General features: G+C 64.4%; 18 protein-coding genes. 9 read left to right on the top strand and 9 right to left on the bottom strand.

The features are described from left to right. Positions 1-17: 17 nt before the first annotated feature. A complete protein-coding gene (locus AC1RUR_RS15200; protein ID WP_492845254.1) occupies positions 18-989 on the bottom strand; it encodes a S1C family serine protease in 972 nt (323 codons plus the stop codon). Between the two features lie 302 nt (positions 990-1291). Between AC1RUR_RS15200 and AC1RUR_RS15195 the strand changes: the two genes are divergently transcribed. From AC1RUR_RS15195 to AC1RUR_RS15170, 6 genes are all read left to right on the top strand, one after another. Continuing rightward, positions 1292-2710, top strand: a complete 1419-nt coding sequence (locus AC1RUR_RS15195; protein WP_492845252.1) for a M20 family metallopeptidase — start codon at positions 1292-1294, stop codon at positions 2708-2710. A gap of 262 nt (positions 2711-2972) precedes the next feature. After that, a complete protein-coding gene (locus AC1RUR_RS15190) occupies positions 2973-4763 on the top strand; it encodes a peptide ABC transporter substrate-binding protein (protein ID WP_492845250.1) in 1791 nt (596 codons plus the stop codon). Positions 4764-4792: 29 nt separating this feature from the next. Next, a complete protein-coding gene (locus AC1RUR_RS15185; protein ID WP_492845248.1) occupies positions 4793-5752 on the top strand; it encodes an ABC transporter permease in 960 nt (319 codons plus the stop codon). After that, positions 5718-6635 (top strand): ABC transporter permease, encoded by a 918-nt coding sequence (locus AC1RUR_RS15180; RefSeq protein ID WP_492845246.1) that lies wholly within the window; start codon positions 5718-5720, stop codon positions 6633-6635. The genes AC1RUR_RS15185 and AC1RUR_RS15180 overlap by 35 nt, the downstream gene beginning before the upstream one ends. Next, a complete protein-coding gene (locus AC1RUR_RS15175) occupies positions 6635-7630 on the top strand; it encodes an ABC transporter ATP-binding protein (protein WP_492845244.1) in 996 nt (331 codons plus the stop codon). The genes AC1RUR_RS15180 and AC1RUR_RS15175 overlap by 1 nt, the downstream gene beginning before the upstream one ends. Continuing rightward, positions 7627-8595: an ABC transporter ATP-binding protein gene (locus AC1RUR_RS15170; RefSeq protein ID WP_492845242.1), complete on the top strand. Its 969-nt coding sequence runs from the start codon at positions 7627-7629 to the stop codon at positions 8593-8595. Before AC1RUR_RS15175 ends, AC1RUR_RS15170 begins: the two co-directional genes overlap by 4 nt. A 24-nt stretch (positions 8596-8619) precedes the next feature. On the opposite strand, the gene AC1RUR_RS15165 is transcribed toward AC1RUR_RS15170, so the two are convergent. From AC1RUR_RS15165 to AC1RUR_RS15150, 4 genes are all read right to left on the bottom strand, one after another. Further along, entirely contained in the window at positions 8620-9243 is a 624-nt protein-coding gene (locus AC1RUR_RS15165; RefSeq protein WP_492845240.1) for an HAD family hydrolase, read from the bottom strand. A 123-nt stretch (positions 9244-9366) separates the two neighbouring features. Next, complete coding sequence (locus tag AC1RUR_RS15160; protein ID WP_492845238.1) at positions 9367-11271, bottom strand: sensor domain-containing diguanylate cyclase; 1905 nt, start codon at positions 11269-11271, stop codon at positions 9367-9369. Positions 11272-11452: 181 nt separating this feature from the next. Beyond that, on the bottom strand, positions 11453-11674 hold the full coding sequence (locus AC1RUR_RS15155) for a dodecin (RefSeq protein WP_271567381.1): 222 nt from the start codon (positions 11672-11674) through the stop codon (positions 11453-11455). A 219-nt stretch (positions 11675-11893) separates the two neighbouring features. Then, a complete protein-coding gene (locus AC1RUR_RS15150; protein ID WP_492845235.1) occupies positions 11894-13171 on the bottom strand; it encodes a glycosyltransferase family 87 protein in 1278 nt (425 codons plus the stop codon). A gap of 369 nt (positions 13172-13540) precedes the next feature. On the opposite strand from AC1RUR_RS15150, the gene AC1RUR_RS15145 reads away from it, so the two are divergent. Together AC1RUR_RS15145 and AC1RUR_RS15140 are read left to right on the top strand one after the other, a co-directional pair. Next, a complete protein-coding gene (locus AC1RUR_RS15145; protein ID WP_492845233.1) occupies positions 13541-14542 on the top strand; it encodes a glycoside hydrolase family 16 protein in 1002 nt (333 codons plus the stop codon). 2 nt (positions 14543-14544) lie between these two features. Further along, a complete protein-coding gene (locus AC1RUR_RS15140; RefSeq protein ID WP_492845231.1) occupies positions 14545-16008 on the top strand; it encodes a GH1 family beta-glucosidase in 1464 nt (487 codons plus the stop codon). A gap of 9 nt (positions 16009-16017) precedes the next feature. On the opposite strand, the gene AC1RUR_RS15135 is transcribed toward AC1RUR_RS15140, so the two are convergent. Together AC1RUR_RS15135 and AC1RUR_RS15130 are read right to left on the bottom strand one after the other, a co-directional pair. Next, positions 16018-16614 (bottom strand): hypothetical protein, encoded by a 597-nt coding sequence (locus AC1RUR_RS15135; RefSeq protein ID WP_492845229.1) that lies wholly within the window; start codon positions 16612-16614, stop codon positions 16018-16020. Positions 16615-16632: 18 nt separating this feature from the next. Beyond that, positions 16633-17190, bottom strand: a complete 558-nt coding sequence (locus tag AC1RUR_RS15130) for an HNH endonuclease (RefSeq protein ID WP_008543309.1) — start codon at positions 17188-17190, stop codon at positions 16633-16635. A 163-nt stretch (positions 17191-17353) separates the two neighbouring features. Between AC1RUR_RS15130 and AC1RUR_RS15125 the strand changes: the two genes are divergently transcribed. Next, a complete protein-coding gene (locus AC1RUR_RS15125; RefSeq protein WP_492845227.1) occupies positions 17354-18331 on the top strand; it encodes a Bug family tripartite tricarboxylate transporter substrate binding protein in 978 nt (325 codons plus the stop codon). Positions 18332-18563: 232 nt separating this feature from the next. Here AC1RUR_RS15125 and AC1RUR_RS15120 read toward each other — a convergent pair whose 3' ends face one another. Both AC1RUR_RS15120 and AC1RUR_RS15115 read right to left on the bottom strand, forming a co-directional pair. Continuing rightward, entirely contained in the window at positions 18564-19541 is a 978-nt protein-coding gene (locus AC1RUR_RS15120) for a peptidyl-alpha-hydroxyglycine alpha-amidating lyase family protein (RefSeq protein WP_492845225.1), read from the bottom strand. A gap of 135 nt (positions 19542-19676) precedes the next feature. Further along, positions 19677-21452 (bottom strand): flavin-containing monooxygenase, encoded by a 1776-nt coding sequence (locus AC1RUR_RS15115; protein ID WP_492845223.1) that lies wholly within the window; start codon positions 21450-21452, stop codon positions 19677-19679. Positions 21453-21511 lie beyond the last annotated feature (59 nt).

The raw sequence follows: 21511 nt of genomic DNA, 5'->3' as shown, positions 1-21511 counted from the left end.
GCTTCCGTTCGGTGGTGTCAGTGCAGCTTCGGCGCCTTCAACAGCTTGAAGCGATCGGTCGACGTCACCGTGACGTCGAAGGTGACGCCTTCATGATGCACGGTGAGCGGCACGTCGACGCCGGCAGCGCCCAGCCCCCACATCTTCTTGTAGAAGCCGGTCTGGCTCGTGACCTTCTCGCCGTCGACCGCAAGGATGACGTCGCCGGTCTTGAGCTCGGCACGGGCGGCTGGCCCGTTGGCGGAGATCCCGATCACCACCACGCGGTTGTCGATCTCGGTCGAGAAGAGCCCGAGCCACGGGCGCGACGGCTTGTTGACGCGGCCGAACTTGCGCAGATCGTCGAGGACCGGCTTCAACAGGTCGATCGGCACGATCATGTTAACATGCTCGGCCTTGCCGTCGCGTTCGCGCTCGAGCTGAAGCGAGCCGATGCCGATCAATTCGCCGCGCTCGTTGAGCAAGCCGGTGCCGCCCCAGTTCGGGTGCGCGGGATAGGTGAAGACGGCCTCGTCCAGCAGATATTCCCAATAGCCGGCGAATTCCTGCTTGGCCACGATCTGGCTCGCGACCGAGCGCGTGCGTCCGCCGGCACCGCCGACCACGACGCGGTCGCCGATCCGGGTGTCCGCCGAGTTGCCGAGCGGCAAGGGTTCGACGTCGAGCTCACCCAGCGCCTGCACCAGGCCGAAGCCGGTGACGGAATCGAAGCCGAGGGCATGTCCTTCGACGACGCGCCCGTCGGCGAGGTGCAGCCACACCGATTCCGCCTCGGTGATGAGATAGCCGATGGTCAGCACCAGCCCGTCGTCGATCACGACGCCATTGCCGGCGCGCTCGGTGCCCAGCGTCTCGGCACTGAAGGCATCAGGGGGGATGATGGCGTGCAGGCCGACGACGGAGGCGAGCGCGCGGTCGAGATCGAAACCGTAGTCGCTCGCACGCGGCTGATTGGCCGGCGGCACTCTCCATTCGGTCAGGGCGGGCATGGAGTTCTCCTGGCTGAGTGCATCGCTCCGCCGTGGCCAGCGGAACGACGTGCGAAGCACGGATAATTTAGGCCGGAGAAGGCCGTCTTGAAAGCCTCGTTCCCCAACTATTCCTACGAGCGCCGTGTGAAATCTTCGAAAGGCGCAAGGATAAGGTGCAGGCCGTTACGTGCACAGGAGGCAGGCGGCTGCTCGATCCGGCATCCGCCGCATGGCTGCTGTCCGGCGAGGTGCTAGGCGCCGTGCAATGAAGCTGCTAACCGTTGCTGCTTCGTTTGACCAAGGGATCACGGACCGAAGCAATGGACAACCGCAGCGACATCTGGCGTGGCGTCGACACGATCAAGGCACGTTTCATCGACCTCAGCGACAAGGTCTGGGGCATGCCCGAGGTGTGTTACACCGAGGCGCGGTCCGCCGCCGAGCATCTCGCCGAGCTGCGCCATCAGGGTTTCCGCATCACCGAGAACGTCGCGGGCATCCCGACCGCGGTGATGGGCGAATGGGGCGAGGGCGGACCGGTCATCGCCTTCATGGGCGAATATGACGCGCTGCCGGGCCTCAGCCAAGAGGCAGGCGTCGCGGAACACCGCCCGGTTGAGACCGGCGGCCATGGCCATGGCTGCGGCCACAATCTGCTAGGCTCTGCCGCGCTGCTCGCCGCGACCGCGATGAAGGACTGGCTCGCCGAGAACAAGGTGCCCGGCCGTGTGCGCTATTACGGCTGTCCCGCTGAAGAGGGCGGCGCGGCAAAGGCCTTCATGGTGCGCTCCGGCGCATTCGAGGATGCCGACATCGCCATCACCTGGCATCCGCACAGCTTCTGGGAAGTGGCGGTGACGCCGTCACTCGCCAACACGCGCGCCGACTTCATCTTCACCGGCCGCACGTCGCATGCGGCCGCCTCGCCCCATCTCGGCCGCTCCGCGCTCGACGCGGTGGAGCTGATGAATGTCGGCGTGAACTACATGCGCGAGCACATGCCGAGCGACGCGCGCGTGCATTACGCGCTGCTCGACACCGGCGGCATCGCGCCCAACGTGGTGCAGGCGCATGCGCGGGTGCGCTATTCGATCCGCGCGCGTGATCTGCCCGGCATGAACGAGCTGGTCGGACGCGTGAGCAAGATCGCGGAGGGGGCGGCGCTGATGACCGAGACCAAGGTCGAGATGAAGATCATCTCCGCGGTCTCCAACATCCTGCCGAATACGCCGCTGGAACAGGCGCTGCACCGGGTCATGGAAGAGCTCGGGCCGCCGCATTTCGACGACGCGGACAAGGGGTTTGCCAGCCAGATCCGATCGACGCTGAGCGACAAGGACATCGACTCGGTCTATTACGCGATCGGGATGGAGCCGACCGATCGGCCGCTGGCCGACTTCCTGGTGCCGCTCGATGCCAAGCGCAATCCGCTGGTCGGCTCGACCGACGTCGGCGATGTGAGCTGGGTGGTGCCGACCGTGCAGGTTCACGCACCGACGGTTGCAATCGGCACGCCATTCCACACCTGGCAGGTGGTGGCGCAGGGCAAGAGCCCGCATGCCCACAAGGCGATGGTGCAAGCGGCCAAGGCGATGGCTGGGCTCGGCATCAAGGCGCTCACGGAACCGGCGTTGATCGAGGCCGCAAAAGCCGACCTGAAGAAGCGGACCACCAAGACACCTTATGTCTGTCCGCTGCCGGACCACGTCGCGCCGCCGCTGAATATGTCCGTGGCGTAGAATTCCGTCTCGATACTTCGTCTGATCCGGCGAACAAATTTTCCGCAGTGCAACGCGGATTCCGGCGTATTTTGACGCCGGATTGCCGAACGCTTGGGCTGCGGAACGCAGTTTTTGCCCAACGGACAGCCAGAACACTGTTTGCATACACACGGTCGCAGTTGACGGGCGGCCTATTCAGTGTGCCATCTACGGCCAGACACAACCCGGCGGCCGCCTCGCGGCCGTCCTCATCACTATGGGAACCAGACGGGGGACAACCATGCTGGATAAAGAACTGCGTTCGATGATCGGCCAAGTGAAGGACGGGCGGATGGATCGCCGCGCCTTCATCAAGCGTCTGGCCGCGGTTGGTCTCACCGCACCCCTGGCCAATCAGCTTCTCGCGCTCGGTGGGGTTGCGATGGCGCAGAGCCCCGCGGTCTACAAGCCAACCAAGCGCGGGGGCGGCGGCCCTCTCAAGCTGTTGTGGTGGCAGGGGCCGACGCTGCTCAATCCGCATTTCGCCACCGGCACCAAGGACCAGGACGGGTCGCGGCTGTTCTACGAGCCGCTCGCAAGCTGGGACGCCGACGGCAATCTCAACCCGATTCTCGCCGCAGAGATTCCCTCGGTCGCAAACGGCGGTCTCGCAGCCGATGCCAAATCGGTGGTCTGGAAAATCAAGCCGGGAGTCAAATGGCACGACGGCAAACCGCTCACTGCCGACGACTTCGTGTTCACCTGGCAATATGCCAGCGATCCCGCCACGGCTGCCGTCAGCATCAGCACCTATGGTGAAATCACGGTCGAGAAGGTGAGCGATCTTTCGATTCGCATCCTGTTCAAGACTCCTACGCCATTCTGGGCAAATGCCTTCGTCGGCGCCTATGGCTGCGTTCTCCCGAAGCATCTGTTCACGGACTACAAGGGTTCGAAGTCCCGCGAGGCGCCGAACAATCTGGCCCCAGTGGGCACCGGTCCCTACAAATTCGTCGAGTTCAAGCCGGGCGATATGGTCCGCGGCCAGCTCAATCCCGACTATCATATGCCCAACCGTCCGCATTTCGACACGATCGAGATGAAGGGCGGCGGCGACGCCGTCTCCGCGGCGCGGGCGGTGATCCAGACCGGCGAATTCGATTTCGCCTGGAACATGCAGGTTGAAGACGACGTGCTGCTGCGTCTGGAGAAGGGCGGCAAGGGCAAGACGGTCTACGCCACTGGCGGCGACATCGAGTTCATTGCGATCAACTTCACCGATCCGCACACCGAGGTTGATGGCGAACGGTCTTCGATGAAGACCAAGCACCCGATCCTCTCGGATCCGAACGTGCGCAAGGCACTTGCCCTGCTCGTCGACCGCGAGTCCGTCAAGAAGGCGATCTACGGTCGCGCCGGGCGCGCCACCGCCAATTATCTCAACGGTCCCGAAAAATTCGTCTCAAAGAATACGACGTGGGAGTTCAACATCGAGAAGGCGTCGAAGATGCTCGACGACGCCGGATGGAAAGTCGGAGCGGACGGCATCCGCGAGAAAGACGGAAAGAAGTTCAAACTTCTGTACCAGACCTCGACCAACGGTCCGCGCCAGAAGACCCAGGCGATCGTCAAGCAGGCTTGCCAGAAGGCCGGCATCGATGTCGAGCTGAAATCGGTCGTTGCCTCGGTGTTCTTCTCGTCGGACGTTGCCAATCCCGACACCTACCCCAAGTTCTATGCCGACATCGAGGAGTTCCAGATCCCGATGACGCAGCCGGATCCGGCGTTGCACATGCGCCGCTACATCTCCGCCAACGTGGCCACGAAGGAGAACAAATGGCAGGGCCAAAATTTCCCGCGCTATGTCAACAAGGACTATGATGCCGCCATTGCGGCAGCCGAGACCGAGACCGATCCGGTTAAGCGCGCCGCGCTCTACATCAAGTGCAACGATCTGCTTTGGCAGGACACCGTGTTCATCCCGGTGATGCATCGTCTCAAGGTGGAAGCCGCCGCCAACGCGCTGCGGCCAGCGCTGAGCGGTTGGGCGAACGAGACGGATAACATTCAGGACTGGTACCGGGAGGCGTGAGGGACGGCCGCTGAGAGGATCCTTCCCTGATGAGTCAGTATGTCCTGCGTCGCTTGTTGATCGCGATTCCGAGCCTGCTCGGAATCTCGGCAGTGCTGTTCTTTGTGCTGGCGCTGGCTCCCGGCGACCCGTTCTCCGAACTGGCCACCAATCCGAACGTACCGCCCGAAGTGCAAGCCGCACTTCGGGCCAAATTTGGACTGGATGATCCCATCCATCTTCGTTACCTGCACTGGCTGTCGGCCATGATGCACGGCGACTGGGGTTTTTCGTTCGTCAGCCGAATGAACGTTGATACGCTCATCCTCCAGCGCCTTCCGACGACACTCTACGTGATTGGCTCGGCACAGATCCTGGCGCTGCTGGTCGCAATTCCCGTCGGCGTCTATGCGGCGACCAAGCCTTATTCGGTATTCGACCAGGTCGCCAACACGCTTGCCTTCGTCGGCTTTTCGCTGCCGACCTTCTTCACCGGCATCCTGTTCATCCTGATCTTCTCGGTCACGCTCGATTGGCTGCCCTTCGTCTATTCGACGGACATCAATGCAACCGGCATCCGCTGGGTGCTCGAGATGATCCGTCAGGCGATCATGCCGGTGGCGGTGCTCGGCCTGTTCCAGGCGGCGTCGATGACGCGCTTCGTGCGCTCGGCGATGCTTGACGTGATCCGGCTCGACTACGTCACCACGGCGCGGGCAAAGGGCCTCGGACAGGCGACGGTGATCATCAAGCACGTGATGCGGAACGCCATGATCCCGGTCGTCACGCTCATTGCGTTGCAAATGCCCGCGGTGTTCGGCGGCGCCATCGTCACGGAGCAGATCTTCCGCATTCCCGGCATCGGCTCGCTGCTGATCTCCTCCATTCTTTCCAACGACACGCCGGTGGTGATGGCCGTCACCTTCGTCTTCGCGTGCCTTGTGGTCCTGTTCAATCTCATCGCGGACGTCCTGTATGGCTGGCTTGACCCTCGCATCTCCCTCCGCTGAGCGGCGCGTCTACTCGCCGTGGCGCGAGACGTGGCGGCGCTATAGCCGCCACAAGCTTGCCGTGGCCAGTGCGTTCCTGCTCCTCATTCTGGTCTTGGCGGTGGTCGCCGGCCCCTTCGTGTGGCGGGTCAAGATCGACGATATCGATATCGTGGCGGGCATGCAGGGGCCGTCGCTTGCCCATCCGTTCGGCACCGACGATCTCGGACAGGACATCCTCGCCCGTATGATCTATGGCGGGCGCATCTCGCTTGCCGTCGGCCTCGCCGCGATGCTGGTCTCCGTCTTTATCGGCACGCTGATTGGTGCGCTCGCCGGCATGTCGCGCGGCGCGCTCGGTCATGGATTGATGTGGCTCACCGATCTGTTCCTGTCGCTGCCGCAACTGCCGCTGCTGCTGCTGCTGATCTACCTCTTCCGCGACGGACTCAAGGTCGCGTTCGGCCCCGAGGGGGGCATCTTCATCCTGATCGTGCTCGTGATCGGGGGCCTGCGCTGGATGCCGGTGGCGCGCCTCGTGCGCGCGCAATTCCTGTCGATCCGCGAAAAGGAGTTCGTCGAAGCCGCGCGCGCGCTCGGCGCCAGTCCGGTGCGGCAGGTGGTGCGCCACATCCTGCCCAATGCGCTCGGTCCGGTGATCATCGCCGGCACCATCGACGTCGCTGCCGCCATCATCGCGGAGTCGACGCTGTCGTTCCTCGGCCTCGGCTTTCCGCCGGATACCCCGACCTGGGGGCGGCTGCTGTACGATGCCAAGGACTTCCTCGACATCGGTCCGCACTGGGCGCTGTTTCCGGGCGGCGCGATCTTCATCGCGGTGGTCGCCATCAACTTCATCGGCGACGGCCTGCGTGACGCGCTCGATGCGCGGCGGGTGATCTGATGGCGCCGCTGCTCGAGATCAAGGGCCTGAAAACCCATTTCTCCACCGACGACGGTATCTTGCAGGCCGTCGACGGCGTCGACATCTCCATCAACCGCGGCGAGACGCTCTGCGTCGTCGGCGAGTCCGGCTGCGGCAAGACCGTTACGGCGATGTCGATCCTGAAGCTGATCGCGATGCCGCCCGGCCGCATCGCGGCCGGTCAGATCATCTTCGAAGGCCGCGATCTCGTGCCGCTGACGAGCAATCAGCTCGACGAGATTCGCGCCAAGGAGATCGGCTTCATCTTCCAGGAGCCGATGACCTCGCTCAATCCGGTGCTCACCATCGGCGAGCAGATCGCCGAGAGCCTGCGCCGCCACGAGAACGTCACCAGGAAGCAGGCGCTCGAGCGCACCATCGAGATGCTGAAGCTGGTGCAGATCCCCAACGCCGAAGGCCGCGTGCACAACTATCCGCACCAATTCTCCGGCGGCATGCGCCAGCGCGTGATGATCGCGATGGCGCTCGCCTGCAAGCCGAAGCTGATCATCGCCGATGAGCCCACCACCGCGCTTGACGTCACCATCCAAGCGCAGATCCTCGACCTCTTGCAGGACATGAAGAAGCGCTTCGGCATGGCGGTGATGCTGATCACCCATGCCATGGGCGTCGTCGCCGAAACCGCGCAGCGCGTCGTCGTGATGTATGCCGGCAAGGTGGTGGAGGAGGCGCTCGTCGACGATCTCTTCGGCGATCCCCGCCATCCCTATACGCAAGGGTTGATCCGCTCGATTCCGCGCATCGACCTCGACAGCGAGCACAAGACGCGGCTGGAGGCGATCGGCGGCTCGGTGCCGATCCTGATCAATCCGCCGGTCGGTTGCCGTTTCGCCGCGCGTTGTCGGCACGCCATGAGCGTCTGTACCGAGAAGGAGCCGCTGCTCCGCGAGGTCTCGCCCGGCCATCGCATGGCCTGTCACCTGGGAGATACGTCGTTGGGAGCCGCGTCATGAGCGAACCCTTGCTCCGCGTCAGCGGTCTGAAGAAGCATTTCCCCGTGCTCGGCGGCCTGTTGTCGCGCCAGGTCGGCAGCGTCTATGCGGTCGACGGCGTGTCGTTCTCGGTCAATCGCGGCGAGACGCTCGGTCTCGTCGGCGAATCCGGCTGCGGCAAGTCCACCACGGGCCGTTGCGTGCTGCGCCTGATCGAGCCGACCGACGGCGAGGTTACGTTCAACGGCCAGGATGTGCGCCAGCTCAGCGGCAACGATCTGCGCGCGATGCGGCGGAACATGCAGTTGGTGTTCCAGGACCCGTTCGCCTCGCTCAATCCACGCATGACGATCGGCGCGATCCTCGGCGAGGCCCTTGTCATTCATAAGCTCGGGTCATCAGCTAGGGAACGCGAGGATCGTGTCGCAAGCCTGCTCGTGAAGGTCGGGCTCAAGGCCGAGCACATGCGCCGCTACCCTCACGAATTCTCCGGCGGCCAGCGCCAGCGCATCGTGATCGCGCGCGCGCTCGCGGTCGAGCCGAAGCTGATCGTCTGCGACGAGCCGGTCTCCGCGCTCGACGTCTCGATCCAGGCCCAGGTCATCAACCTGCTGGAGGATCTCCAGGCCGAGCTGAACCTCACCTATCTCTTCGTCGCGCACGATCTCTCGGTGGTCGAGCATATCTCCGACCGCGTCGCGGTGATGTATCTCGGCCGCATCGTCGAGCTCGCGAAAGCCAACGACCTCTACCGCAACCCGCAGCATCCCTACACCAGGGCGTTGTTGTCGGCGGTGCCGGTGCCAGATCCCAAGCTCAAGCGCGAGCGCATCCGGCTGAAGGGCGACGTGCCGAGCCCGATGAAGCCGCCGTCGGGCTGCCACTTCCACACCCGTTGCCCGATCGCCCAGCCGCGCTGCGCCGAGAGCGCGCCCGAGCTGAGGGAAGGGGCGGGCGGCCACTTCGTGGCGTGCCATCTCGCCTGACGCCGGGTAAGGCAGGACGCGTATTCACGCGTCCTGAAGCAGGCCGTACGCCGAAAGGGTCTGCCTGAAAGCCTCCACAGACGTGTGGTGATGCGCGAACAGGCCCGCCTCGCGCGCGCCGGCAACATTGGCCGCGAGATCGTCGACGAACAGGACCGTCTCCGGCCGCACGTTGAGCTCGGCCAGGCAGAGGCGATAGCAGTGCGGGTCCGGCTTTGCCGTCTTGAACTGGGCCGAGGTATAGATCCGGGCGCCAAACAGCGGCCGCAAGTCCGGCAGCAGCGTGTCGATGTGGTCGGCGACCAGCGTGGTATTGTTGGTCAGGACGGCAATGTCGACGGTCTCGCGCAGACGGCGGGCAATTTCCAGCATCGCGCGATCGGCTTGCATCGAACGGCGCCGCGCCTCCACCCATTCGTCGAGCGACAGCGGATAACCCATGCGTTCGCCGAAGCCGCGCAGGTAATCCGCGGCACCGAGAGTGCCGGAATCGCCGAGCAGCTCGAAGCCACTCTCCCAGATCGCCTTGTGGACGAACTCGCTGGTCGATCCCGCAAGCTCCGCCAGACATGCGACACGCTTTCCCCTGTCGTAGTCGCACAGGACGTTGTCCATGTCGAAGAGAACGAGCTTGATCGCGTCAGTCACAGCAGCACTCTCGGGTTGGCCGAATGGCCGGCCGTCACTGGAGTCATATCCCGCCCGAACGCGGGCGACAAATCCGGGGGCGCAAGGGTGGTGTGCGCTACGCGTGCCGGGCCGGCGCCGGCGTCACGCGCTTTTCGCGGGCCAGGGCACGACCTGTCCCGACATCACCAGCCGGTCGCGGCCGCTGTCCTTGGCGGCATAAAGCGCGCGGTCGGCGGCCGCCACCAGCGCGCTGGAGTCGGTCGTGGTCTCGGATGGAAACGCCGTCGCGCCGCCGACGCTCGCGGTGATGAGCCGTGAGGGTGGATTGTGCGCATGCAGCATGGCGAGGTCGCGCAATGCGCCGCGAATTTCCTCGCCGACCCTGGCGCAGCCGTCCGCATCGGTGTTCGGCAACAGCACGGCGAATTCCTCGCCGCCGTAGCGCGCCGCGACGTCGGCCGGCCGCCGGGCATGAGCGGACAGGATCCGCCCCAGCGCCCGCAGGCAGCCGTCGCCGGCCAAATGTCCGTAATGGTCGTTGAACGCCTTGAAATGATCGACGTCGATCAGCAGCAGCGAGAGTTGGGTGCCATCGCGCCGGGCGCGGGCCCATTCGTCCGCAAGCCGTTCGTCGAATGCGCGCCGGTTGGCGAGCCCGGTCAGGCCATCGGTCGTTGCCAGCGAGGCGAGCTTGTCCTGGAGGTCCTTCTGCTCTGTCATGTCGCGTACGACCGCGACGACGCCGTCGATCTCGCCGCTGTCGGAGGCCCGCGTCACGTGCAAGGCTGCCTCGGCCCAGATCTCGCCCTTCTCGCGATGACGCTGGCGATAGACGAACCTTGCCTCCTCGGCCTCGCCGTTCTTCAGGGCGGCAATCGCCTGCTCGACCCGCTCCATGTCCTCGGCGTGAATGCCTGCTACCGCCGACGTGCCCAGCAGTTCGTCGGCTGACCAGCCGATGATGCGCACGCATGACGGCGACGCGTAGAGCAGCCGGTTGTCCAGTCCGATCCGGGTCACCATGTCGCTGGATTGCTCGGCGAGCAGGCGGAAATGAGCTTCCTTGGCGACCAGGGCGTGCGCCATGCGCTGTCGCTGCGCGAGCTGGCGGACCAGGTAGTAGCCGATCACGGCGATCAGCAGGACGAGGCCGAGGACGAAGGTCATGCGCATGGCCGCCGCGCGTCGCCAGGGAGCCAGCACGTCGTCCTGCGACTTGCTTGCCAGCACCATCAGGGGATAGCGGCTGCTGCGCTGGTAGTAGCTGAGCCGCTGCACGCCATCGAGCGGCGACTTGAAATAGTAGACCGCGGCAGCCGGCCGGCTCTCCCATTCCCTGAATAGCGGCGTGCTGGACAGGTCGCGGCCGACGAAAGCGCTGCTCTCGTCACGGCTGCGCGCCAGCATGATGCCGCCATTGCTGAGCAGCGACGCCGAGCCGTTCGGGCCGAAATTGAAGCGCTCGTAGAACTTCACGAAATACCCGACGTCGATCGTGAGCAGGGCAACGCCGGCGAAGCCCCCGTCGGGATCGTTGATCCGGCGGGACGCGGTGATGATCCACTGGCCTCCGGCACGGCTCTTGACGGGGCGTCCGATCAGCGTCCCAGGATCGGTCGAATCCCGATGACGCTGGAAATATTCGCGGTCGCTGTTGTTCAGCTTGGAAAAATCGACGCGCTCGGTCGTGGCGAGCCACCGGCCGGTCGCGTCGTAGACGAAGATGCCGCGGATGCGGTCCGAAGACTTGCGGGTCGGCAGATAGGCCTGCAGCTTTGTGATCGTGTCCGGACCCGTTCCGTCGATTTCGAGCCGATGGACCAGCCCGACCAGGATCGTATCGACGAGCTCGAACGTGTCGTCGGCATGCTGGACCAGCGAATGCGCGAGATTGGCCACGTCGACTTCGGCGTTTCTGAGCTCGGTATTGCGCGTCTCCCATTCGCGCCAGCCGCTCAAGCCGAGGATGGCGAAGCAAGTCAGGACGACGAAGCCCGCCGCCCACAGCGGAAGGCGCGTCTTGCCGAGGTCGCGGCCCGTGATCATCAGGCTTGCTCCATTTCGGCGCAAACCTCTCACTTTGGCCTTAACGGCCTGTTGCGCCATCCGCGCTGATTGTGCGAATCCCGTATTCGGCCGGAACCGGTCCTCGACGTTTCGACGGGTTATTGTCGAAGGATGTTAACCACGCCGACCTCGCGCGCCGGATTCGCCTGGCGTCCCCGCCTCACTCCTCCAGTGTAAACCCGACGCGCAGCGTCACCTGATAGTGGCGCACGGCGTTGTTCTCGATGTGGCCGCGCGTCTGCACCACCTCGAACCATTTCATCTCGCGGATGGTCTTGGCGGCGCGGCTGATCGCGTTCTTGATCGCGTCCTCGATCGAGGTCTCGGATGATCCGACCAGTTCCAGGATCTTGTAGACGTGATCCTTCTCGGCTGTGGGCATGGTGCGTCTCCCCTTGTTCGTGTTGTGGCGAGCCAGGATAGGTCTCTCGCATGCGTTCGAGAGCCGTGCGCTCTCCGATTTGAACAGATGCGAGCGCTTTGGGTTCCATTCTCCGCGATGCCCCATGCGGCCGCCTGCCGGGCGCGGGGCTTGTGCGATCGGCGGCGACGGCACTCGCGCTTGTGGAGTGACGCTGGCTCTTCAGCGAACCTGGAGACGCTATTCCGCCGCTTGCGCGATCTGCGGCAGGGCCGGTGCCAGCCGCGTTCCGCGCCACAGCAGCCTCAGGAGCAGAACGAGCAGCGCCATCAGCGCGAAGCCACCGATGGCGGGCGCAAACTTCTCATTCATGTCGGCAAAATCGGCTTCGTTCCCGAACTGTGCCGCCATGCGCGCCGATTGAAGCATTCCATAGGCGCCAGCCAGCAGGATCAGCCCATAGATGGCACTGCGTTCGCGCGCGCTCGCCAACTGGACAAGATCGGGAAGCAGCAGCGCGAGGCCGATCCCCACCATCGGCAGGTCGTAGTCATAGGCATAGGGGCTGATCATCACCGACACCATGGCAGTGATGCCCAGCACAAACGCGGGGGACATCTTTCGCGCGGCACTGAGCCAGATCGAGAGCACGATCGCGCACAGCGCAAAGCACGCGGCGATCGCCTGGGCCCAAAAGGCGTAAGCCGGAGGAACGCCGGCGCGGCCGAGGGCCGCGTAGGTCGAGATCATGCGGAACAGCGGATAAAAGCCGTGTTCCAGGAAGATGGCCGATTCCCGGATCGCTCCGAGCCATGCGGCCCAGATCTGTGATCCGAACACCAGCGTGCAGACGAGCGAGCTCGCCAACACGACCGTTGTCGCTGTCGCGAGCGCCACCCAGCGGCGCGTCGCCAGCATGTAGACGCCGGCGGCGATGGCCAGATGTGGCTTGATCACCATCATACCCAGCGCGAGACCGGCGAGAACCTGGCGCCGCTCCACGTTGAGGCAGACAACGCCGATCAGGGCGCCCGTGAGGAAGCCGTTCTGTCCGCAGCCGACAGTAATCGCGAGCGCGGGAAACATGACGACCAGGATATGGGCGAAATTCCTGCCGGCGATGGCGCGAAGCGTCAGGAGGTAGGCGGCAAGGGTCGTGGTGATGAAGATGAGATAGGCGCTCCCGGCCGGCAGAAGTGCAAATGGCGCCAACAGCAGATCGAACTGTGGCGGGTAGGTCCAAGGCATGAAGCTCGTGGCTCCATTGGACGCCTCGGCCTGAAGCTTGATCAGCGTCTCGAACCGGTAGACGAGATCGAGCTGACCACGCCATACCTGCTGCGCCACGATGTAGAAGGCGTCGAAATCCGAGAGCTCGCGAACCTGCCAGACGCTCCAGCGGCCGAACCTGAATGTCTTGAACAGGACCATCACGGCCAGCGTCGCCACAACGAACCGGACATACATCGTCCGCTTCGACGGCGAGGATTGAACCGCTTCCAGCGTCCCGGCAAACATCAGCGACGACCCCCAGCTTGACCGATCCGCGGTCCGGCGCGCAGATCCGCGGATCACCGCCAAACTGCCACCAGAGGTTTAAGGGACGGTAACGGGCCCGGGGGATTTTGGTGGGGATGACGCATGGACCGGCGTCGAGGCAGCCCTAAATTGCGCTAACCGGCATGGGGCGTCAGGGCAGCTGGGGCGACAGCAGGCGCCCAGTTCGTCGTCCGCCTTGTGAGGGGACGCCCTGATTTTCCGCGCATTTGCGTGCGATATCGCAATGTTCCCCTCAAATACGCCGGCAGGCGCCGCGTCGCCGGCTTGTCCGCGGGAACGCGGAAGGGCTAACCTGAACGTCTCTCCTGGCAGCATCGAAGTACGCTGATGATCGGCCGTTGGACGAAGGGGGTTCTGGCCGCTATCGGCCTGCTGGCCGGGCCTGCATCGGGCGCCGCGCAGGACGATCTCGGCGGCGCGCCCGGCACGATGTCGCTGCAAGTGACGACCGATCCGTCGACGATCGAGTGCCGTAAGCTCGAAACGGTCAATCCCGCCTCGCTGATCTTCCTGCCGCTGCGGCGGACGTTCAACGAGGATTTCGACGAGCATCCGCTGTCGGCCGGACGCTGGGTGCCGCACTATGCCGGTGGCGCGGCGTGGCCGGAGGCGCGCTACTGGGGCGGCGACGGCTCCGACTTCAAGCGCAAGACCAGCGCCAATGGCGAGCAGCAGATCTATGTCGATCCGCGCTACGCCGGCCGCGCGGCGGCACCGCTCGGGCTCGATCCGTTCAAGGTCAACGACGGTGTGCTGTCGATCGTCGCGAGCCGCACGCCGCCGGAGCTGAAGCCGGTGCTGTTCAACAACGAGTACATCTCCGGGATCCTGACGACCCAGGGCACGTTCGCGCAGAAGCACGGCTATTTCGAAATTCGCGCCAAGGTCCCGGTCGGCCATGCGGTGTGGCCGGCGTTCTGGATGCTGGCGGACGATGGCGGCTGGCCGCCCGAGGTCGACGTGCTGGAAGGCCGCGGCGAGCGACCCGGCGATCTCGTCATGACCACGCATTGGCGGATTCCGTCGACCCAGAAGATCCAGTCCTGCGGCTTCGACTTCGCGGTCGGCGACGCTTCCAGCGCATTCCACAATTACGGTGTGCTGTGGGAGGAGGACCGTCTGGTCTACTTTATCGACCGCAGGCCGGTATCGGACATCAAGGTGCCGATCGGCTTCGACGATCCCATGTACATGATCGTCAATCTCGCGATCGGATCGAAGTTCTTCGTCGGCGTCGGTCCGGTCGATGCGGAGTCGCCGCCGCGCGTCGCCTTCGAGATCGACCGGATTTCCGCCTATCAGATCGATATGGAGCAGGCGCGGAGATAGGGATGTCAGCTGGTTTGTCACGGCGCCGTTTTGCAAAGCTCGCCGGCTTCGCCGCGCTTGGTGCAGCGGCGGGAGCCAGGGCCGCGGAGAATGAGGTGCTCGCATCGGTCGAGCGCGGCGCGCCCTTCCCGAAGGATTTCTTGTGGGGTACCGCGACCTCGTCCTACCAGATCGAAGGCGCCGTCGCCGAGGACGGCCGCGGCAAATCGATCTGGGACATTTTCAGCCACACGCCCGGCAAGATCGAGGACGGCTCCACCGGCGACCGTGCCAACGAGCACTACCATCGCTACAAGGAGGACGTCGCGCTGATCAAGGCGCTCGGCGTCAAGGCCTACCGTTTCTCGATCGCATGGCCGCGAGTGTTTCCCGACGGGGCGGGGCAGCCCAATCCCAAGGGGCTCGATTTCTACAGTCGCCTGGTCGACGAGCTGCTCGCAAACGGCATCGAACCCTACGCCACGCTCTATCATTGGGATCTGCCGCAGGCGCTTCAGGACCGCGTCGGCGGCTGGCAGTCCAGCGATACGTCGAAAGCCTTTGCCGACTATGCTGCGTACATCGCCGCCCGCCTGACCGATCGGGTGAAGAACATCTTCACCGTGAACGAGGTCGGGCGCTTCGTGAATTTCGGCTATGGCTGGGGGATCGACGCGCCCGGCCTCAAGCTGCCGGCGGTGCAGCTGAACCAGGCCCGCCATCATGTCGCGCTGGCGCACGGCCTTGCCGTGCAGGCGGTGCGCGCCTCCGGCCGCGCCGGCACCCGCGTCGGCGCAGCCGAGAATATCGCGGCCTGCGTGCCGGCGATTGCTACGCCGGAAAACATCCGCGCCGCCGAGATCGCCACGCGCGAGCTCAACGCCGGATTCCTCGGCGTGGTGCTGGAAGGAAGATACACCGACGGCTTCCTTGCCTATGCCGGCGCGGACGCGCCGAAATTCACCGCCGAGGAATTGAAGATCATCGGCACGCCGAACGATTTCGTCGGCCTCAACATCTACGCACCGCAATACTACGTCACCGCCTCCGACCGTGCGCCCGGCTTCCACGTGCTGCCGTTTCCGACCTCGTTTCCGCACATGAATTCGGAATGGCTGCGGGTCGGCCCCGAGGTGATCTACTGGGCCCCGCGCATCGCCGCGAAGATCTGGAACATCGAGACCATCTACATCAGCGAGAACGGTACCTCGTCGGAAGACAAGATCTCCGCCGACGGCCAGGTTTACGACCTCGACCGCATCATGTTCCTGCGCAACTACCTGACCCAGATGCAGCGCGCCGTCGCGGAGGGCGTGCCGATCCGCGGCTATTTCCTCTGGAGCCTGATGGACAATTTCGAATGGATCTTCGGCTACGGCAAACGCTTCGGCCTCTACCGCGTCGACTTCGAGACGCAAGCGAGGATGCCGAAGCTGAGCGCGGCGTTCTATCGCGACGTGGTGGCGAGGAACGCGATCGGGGTGTGAGGCCGTCCCTCATTGACGTTTTCGGGGCGGGTAGTCCCGCTCGAGCCGCGCAATCTCTTCTGGAGGCGCAGTAAGCAGCATCAACTTGAGCGGCGTAAGCGGGCCGCCACGGCAAGGTCCGAACTGGCCGTCGACCCGCCCTCGATAAAGCGTCTTGCCATCACCGGTGACCTTGTCGAGGCCTGGTGAAATTCCGATTGTGAGCATCGCGCCGGGAGCCCATTCTAGTGGTCGGTGAGCGCAGCCACCATCGCACCATCTATCGTACGCGACCATCGCGATTCGATCGATCTTGCTGCGAGAAAGCGCGCCCCTCAGGACTTTGACGTCCCTGAATCCAAGCAGCTCGATCCCGGTGTCCGGTCCGGAAAGGTGGCGGATGCTGACGAGACGGCCGCTGAAGACAATCGGGCTCAGAGTATCGAGAGCGACACGCGCTTCGAGATCGACGGTTCGCTTGGTTGGATCGACATTTGGGTTGATCGATTCGAAAAAAGCGGAAGTCGGAAGGCCGCAGTCCAGCCCATGGACCGTGACGGGCCAACCGACTGCGAAAGCAGTCACGACGATGGCTGATCGAATGCCGCGAAGAAGGTCGAACCGCATCGCCGCCGGCTCCGAACTCTACGGGTCCAGCTCGGTATCCCAGTAGAGATAGTCCAGCCAGCTATCGTGCAGATAGTTCGGCGGGAACAGGCGGCCGTTGCGGTGGAGCTGGTGCACGGTCGGCGCGAAGGCGCTCTGGCGCGGAAACATCTTGGCTTGCGCCGGAGTGAGATTGCCCTTGCGCAGGTTACAGGGCGAGCACGCCGCGACCACGTTCTCCCAGGTGGTCTGGCCGCCTTTGCTGCGCGGAATGATGTGATCGAAGGTGAGGTCTTCGGGCGAGCCGCAATATTGGCAGGCGAAACGATCGCGCAGGAAGACGTTGAACCGCGTGAAGGCGGGATGGGTGGTCGGCTTGACGAAGGATTTGAGCGAGACCACGCTCGGCAGCTGCATTTCCAGCGTGGGACTTCGGACCGCCTGGTCGTAATGCGCGACGATGTTGACGCGGTCGAGGAACACCGCCTTGATCGCGTCCTGCCACGACCACAGAGACAGTGGGTAGTAACTCAGCGGCCGGAAGTCCGCATTCAGCACCAACACCGGCCAACTGCCTTGCGAGACATGTGCGTTCAAGTAACGCTCCCGGCCTCCATGTACGCTGCGAAGCAGCATGTATTGACATACTACATGCAGCGTGACGGGATTGTGAAGCCCGTTGAGCGACTTATTCAGGCGTAGGCAATGCGGCGGCGGGGTGGCAAAACGCTCAAAAACGCCGCGATTCAGGGAGGGGTCCATGCGAGGCTGGCTTGCCGCGCTGCTCCTGGCCGTGTTCGGCACGGGGGCGATCGGATCTGCTGCGGCTGAGGATTATCCGACGCGCCCCGTCACCATGATCGTACCGTTCCCGGCGGGCGGGGCGACCGACACCCTGGCGCGGTTCCTCGGCGAACGCCTGAACGTGATGCTGAAGCAGCCGGTCGTGATCGAGAATGTCGGCGGTGCCGCCGGCTCGCTCGGCGTCGGCCGCGCGGTGCGCGCGGCTCCCGACGGCTACACGCTGTCGATCGGAACTTCGACCACGCATATGCTGACGGGCGGGCTCTACGCGCTGCCCTTCGACCTGCTGCGGGATCTCGAGCCGGTCATCCTGATCGGCAGCGAGCCGCTTTTGATCGTCGGCCGCAAGGATCTGCCGGCGGACGATCTCAAGCAATTGATCGCGTGGCTGAAGGTCAATCCGGACAAGGCGTCGGTCGGCATCGCCGGCGTCGGCGCGACCGGCCATCTCGCGGGCATCGCGCTTCAGAAGGAGACCGGTACGAAATTCCAGTTCGTGCCCTATCGCGGCAACGGCCCGGCGATGCAGGACCTCATCGCCGGTCAGATCGACGCGATGATCGAGCCGGCTTCCAATTTCAAGGCGCTGGTCGGCGCCGGCAGCATCAAGACGTTTGCCGTGACGAGCAAGGCACGTTCGCCATCCTGGCCGAACATTCCGACCGCCGATGAAGCGGGGCTGTCAGGCTATTCCGCCTCGCTCTGGTACGGATTGTGGGTGCCGAAGGGAACGTCAAGCGACATCATCGCAAAGCTCAGCGCCGCCATGGTGCAGATTCTGGCGAGCCCGGAGGCGAAGCAGCGCTTCGCCGAGCTCGGCATCGAGGTCTCGCCGCCTCGGCAGCAATCACCGGAAGCGCTGCGCGCGTATCAAAAGGAAGAGGCCGAGCGCTGGTGGCCGATCATCAAGGCGTCGGGGGTGAAGGTGGAGTGAGGGGGCGCGTCGGGCCGACGTACAGACGGCCGACCTATCAGACGGCGCGTGGCCACACCCTCCGCTGTCGTCCTGGCGAATGCCAGGACCCATACCGCGGAATCCATCCGTGATACGCGGTATTAGTACCACGCAACGACTAGTGTTCGCCAAACTGCTCCCTGTGGTTATGGGTCCTGGCATTCGCCAGGACGACGTTGGGGAGGTGGCGGCGTTTCAATAACGTGTCGCGCTACTCCCGCACCCGTTCCAGCTTCTGCAAGCACCGCGTCGCGCGCACCACGGCCGGCATCTCCTGGTCCGGAAAGCTCGTCGTCCAGTTGGTGACGCCGACCTCGCCGACGTAGATGTCGCCCTTCGAATCCAGCGCGATGCCGTGCGGCGCGAGGAATTTGCCACTTGCAACGCCCGGGCCTTCCTCGCCGCCGAGCCGCGCGATGCGCGTGCCCTTTGCATCGACGATCGACAGCCGCGGGCCGAGATTGGGCACATTGCGGTTGATGTCGAGGCCGGGGCCGAGTTCGCCGATCACGAAGGTCGGACTCTTGGCTCCGCCGCAGCAGCACAGCGCACAGGGGCGGTGCAGATTGTTCCACTGCGTCTCGTATTTGCCCTCGCCGTTGAACACCTGCACGCGATGGTTCTCGCGGTCGGCGACGTAGACCCAGCCATCGGCATCGGTGGCGATGTTGTGCACGACGTTGAACTGGCCGGGATCGGTGCCCGGCTCGCCCCAGCTCTTGATCAGCTTGCCGTCGGGCGTGAACTTGTGCACGCGCGCGTTGCCATAGCCGTCGGAGACGTAGATCTCGCCCTTCGGCGACAGCGCGGTGTGGGTGCAGCGGTGGAACGGCTCGCCACTCATGAACGGCGCCGGCTTCTTTGGGATGCCGATCGTCAGCAGCACCTTGCCGTCGGTGGTGCATTTGCGCACGGTGTGGTCGCCGTCGTCGGTGCAGTAGAGATTGTCGTCGGCATCGATGTGCAGCCCGTGCGCGCGCGAGAACAGGCCCTCGCCCCAGCTTCGCAAAAAATTGCCCTCGCGGTCGAGCACCACCATCGGATGGGCGCCGCGGTTGAAAACGTAGACGCGATCCTTGCTGTCGACCGCGACCGAGGCGACGTCGCTCAGTGTCCAGCCGTCAGGCAATTTGGCGAAGTTTTCGACGACGCGGTAGCGGTGCTCGCCGGCGCCGAGGATGGCTGGCATGTGTGATCTCCTCTTGGTCGCTTTAGCCCCACGCGATCATCCCCACACTGTCATTGCGAGCGCAGCGAAGCAATCCAGACTGTCTCCGCGGAAAGACTCCGGATTGCTTCGCTGCGCTCGCAATGACGATGGGGCTCAAGCCGAAGCCGCCTCCCGTCCCAAAATCCCTTCCTCGATGGCCTTGATCTGGAGCGCGAGATATTTCGAATTGATCCGGCACTGCGCGAGGCTGCCGGCAATGAACCACAGGCCGGGCTGCTGCGTGCGCGCATACATGTTGCGCAGCTCGAAGCCGTCGCCAAAACCCCAGACCGGGCCGACGCGGTCGGCGATGCCATCGCCGAACAGTTTTCGCACGAGGTATTCCTGCGGCTTGTAGCCGGTCGAGAGCACGATCAGGTCGGCCGCGATGGTCGCGCCGTCCTTCATCCGTGCGCCTTCGGCGACGAAACTCTCGATGTCGGAAAACTGCCTGAGCTTGATCGCGCCCTCGACGATGAGGTTGGAGCAGCCGACGTTGAAATAATAACCGCCGCCGCGGGTGAGATATTTGAACTGCCAGCCGGTGCCGGCCTCGCCGAAGTCGAGTTTGAAGCCGACGCGGGAGAGACCGTCGAGCAGCTCCTTGTCGAGCTCCTTGGACTGTTCCGTCAGCATGACATGGGTCTTCTTGGCGAGCGGGGTCGGCATCGAGGCCGCGATCAGATCGTTGTCCTCGAGCGTGCCCTCATTGTAGGTCGCATAAGCGAGCTGCGCCGACGGCTCGATATTGGTGACCAGCGTCGGTGAGCGCTGCACCAGTGTCACCTCCGCGCCGCTGGAATGCAGGTCCTGCGCGATGTCGTGACCGCTATTGCCGGTGCCGATCACGATGGCGCGCTTGCCGGCCCAGTTCTCGCCATCCTCGTAGCGGCTGGAGTGCAGCAGCGTGCCCCTAAAATTGTCGAGGGTCGGAATATCGGGAATGTTGGCGATGCCGCTGACGCCGGTCGCCATGATCACATGGCGCGGGTGCATGGTGGGTTTGCTGCCGTCGGCCCGGCGCAGCGTCACCGCCCAGCGGTTCTCAGCCTCGTCGTAAGCACCGCCTTCGAACTCGGTGCCGGTCCAGAAGTTCAGCTCCATGGCATCGACGTAAGCCTCGAACCAGTTCGCCAGCTTGTCCTTGGGGATATAGGTCGGCCAGTTCGGCGGGAACGGCATGTAGGGCAAATGATTGACCTGCACCTGGTTGTGCAGGGTGAGCGCGTGATAGCGCTTGCGCCAATTGTCGCCGATCCGCGCCTCGCGATCGACGATCAGAGTATCGACCTTCAACTGCCTCAGCCGCGCCGCGATCGCGAGCCCGGCCTGGCCGCCGCCGACCACCAGCACGGCCGGGTCGCGATCGGCGTAGTCGCGCGAGGCGTTGCGCAGGTCGAGCCAGTTCGGGCCACGGAAATCGCGCGAATAGGCCTGGCCGCGCGGGCGTGACGTGCCGAGCTGTTCCTCGAAGCCCTTCAACTCGTCGAGCACGGTGAGCAGCGTCCATGCCTTCAGGCGGTCGCCGTCGGTGCTGTCAGGAACGAGCCGCAGGATGCCGCTGCCGCGGCCGAGCGCGGTTTCGAAATTGAAGATGGCTTCGATGTTGCCGGTGCCGGCGCGCGTCACCCAGCGCGGCGGCGCGCGATTTGGCGCGATCTTGAAATTGGCCGGTGCTGCCTTGGGTGCGAGCGCGGCCAATGCTTCCGCAACGGCATCGCGGCCGGCGATCGTTTGCAGGTTCCAGCTCAGCGCCAGGACGTCGCGCCAGAAACATTCGGCGGCGAACAGGTGATCGAGCGCTTCGCGACCGGGCTTGCTCAGCGTGCGCTCGAATTCATCGAGCCAAGCTTGCGCGGCGACGGAAATATCCTTCGTCCTGTCCAGCATGCGCGACCTCGTGCCGTCTTCGCGGCGTTTCCTCTGAGATGGAACGCTATACTGGATCA

The sequence above is a fragment of the Bradyrhizobium sp. GW821-FHT12B03 genome (genome assembly GCF_058807535.1).
The sequence above is the reverse complement of the archived record's forward strand: the minus strand, read 5'-3'. Positions and strand labels throughout refer to the sequence as shown.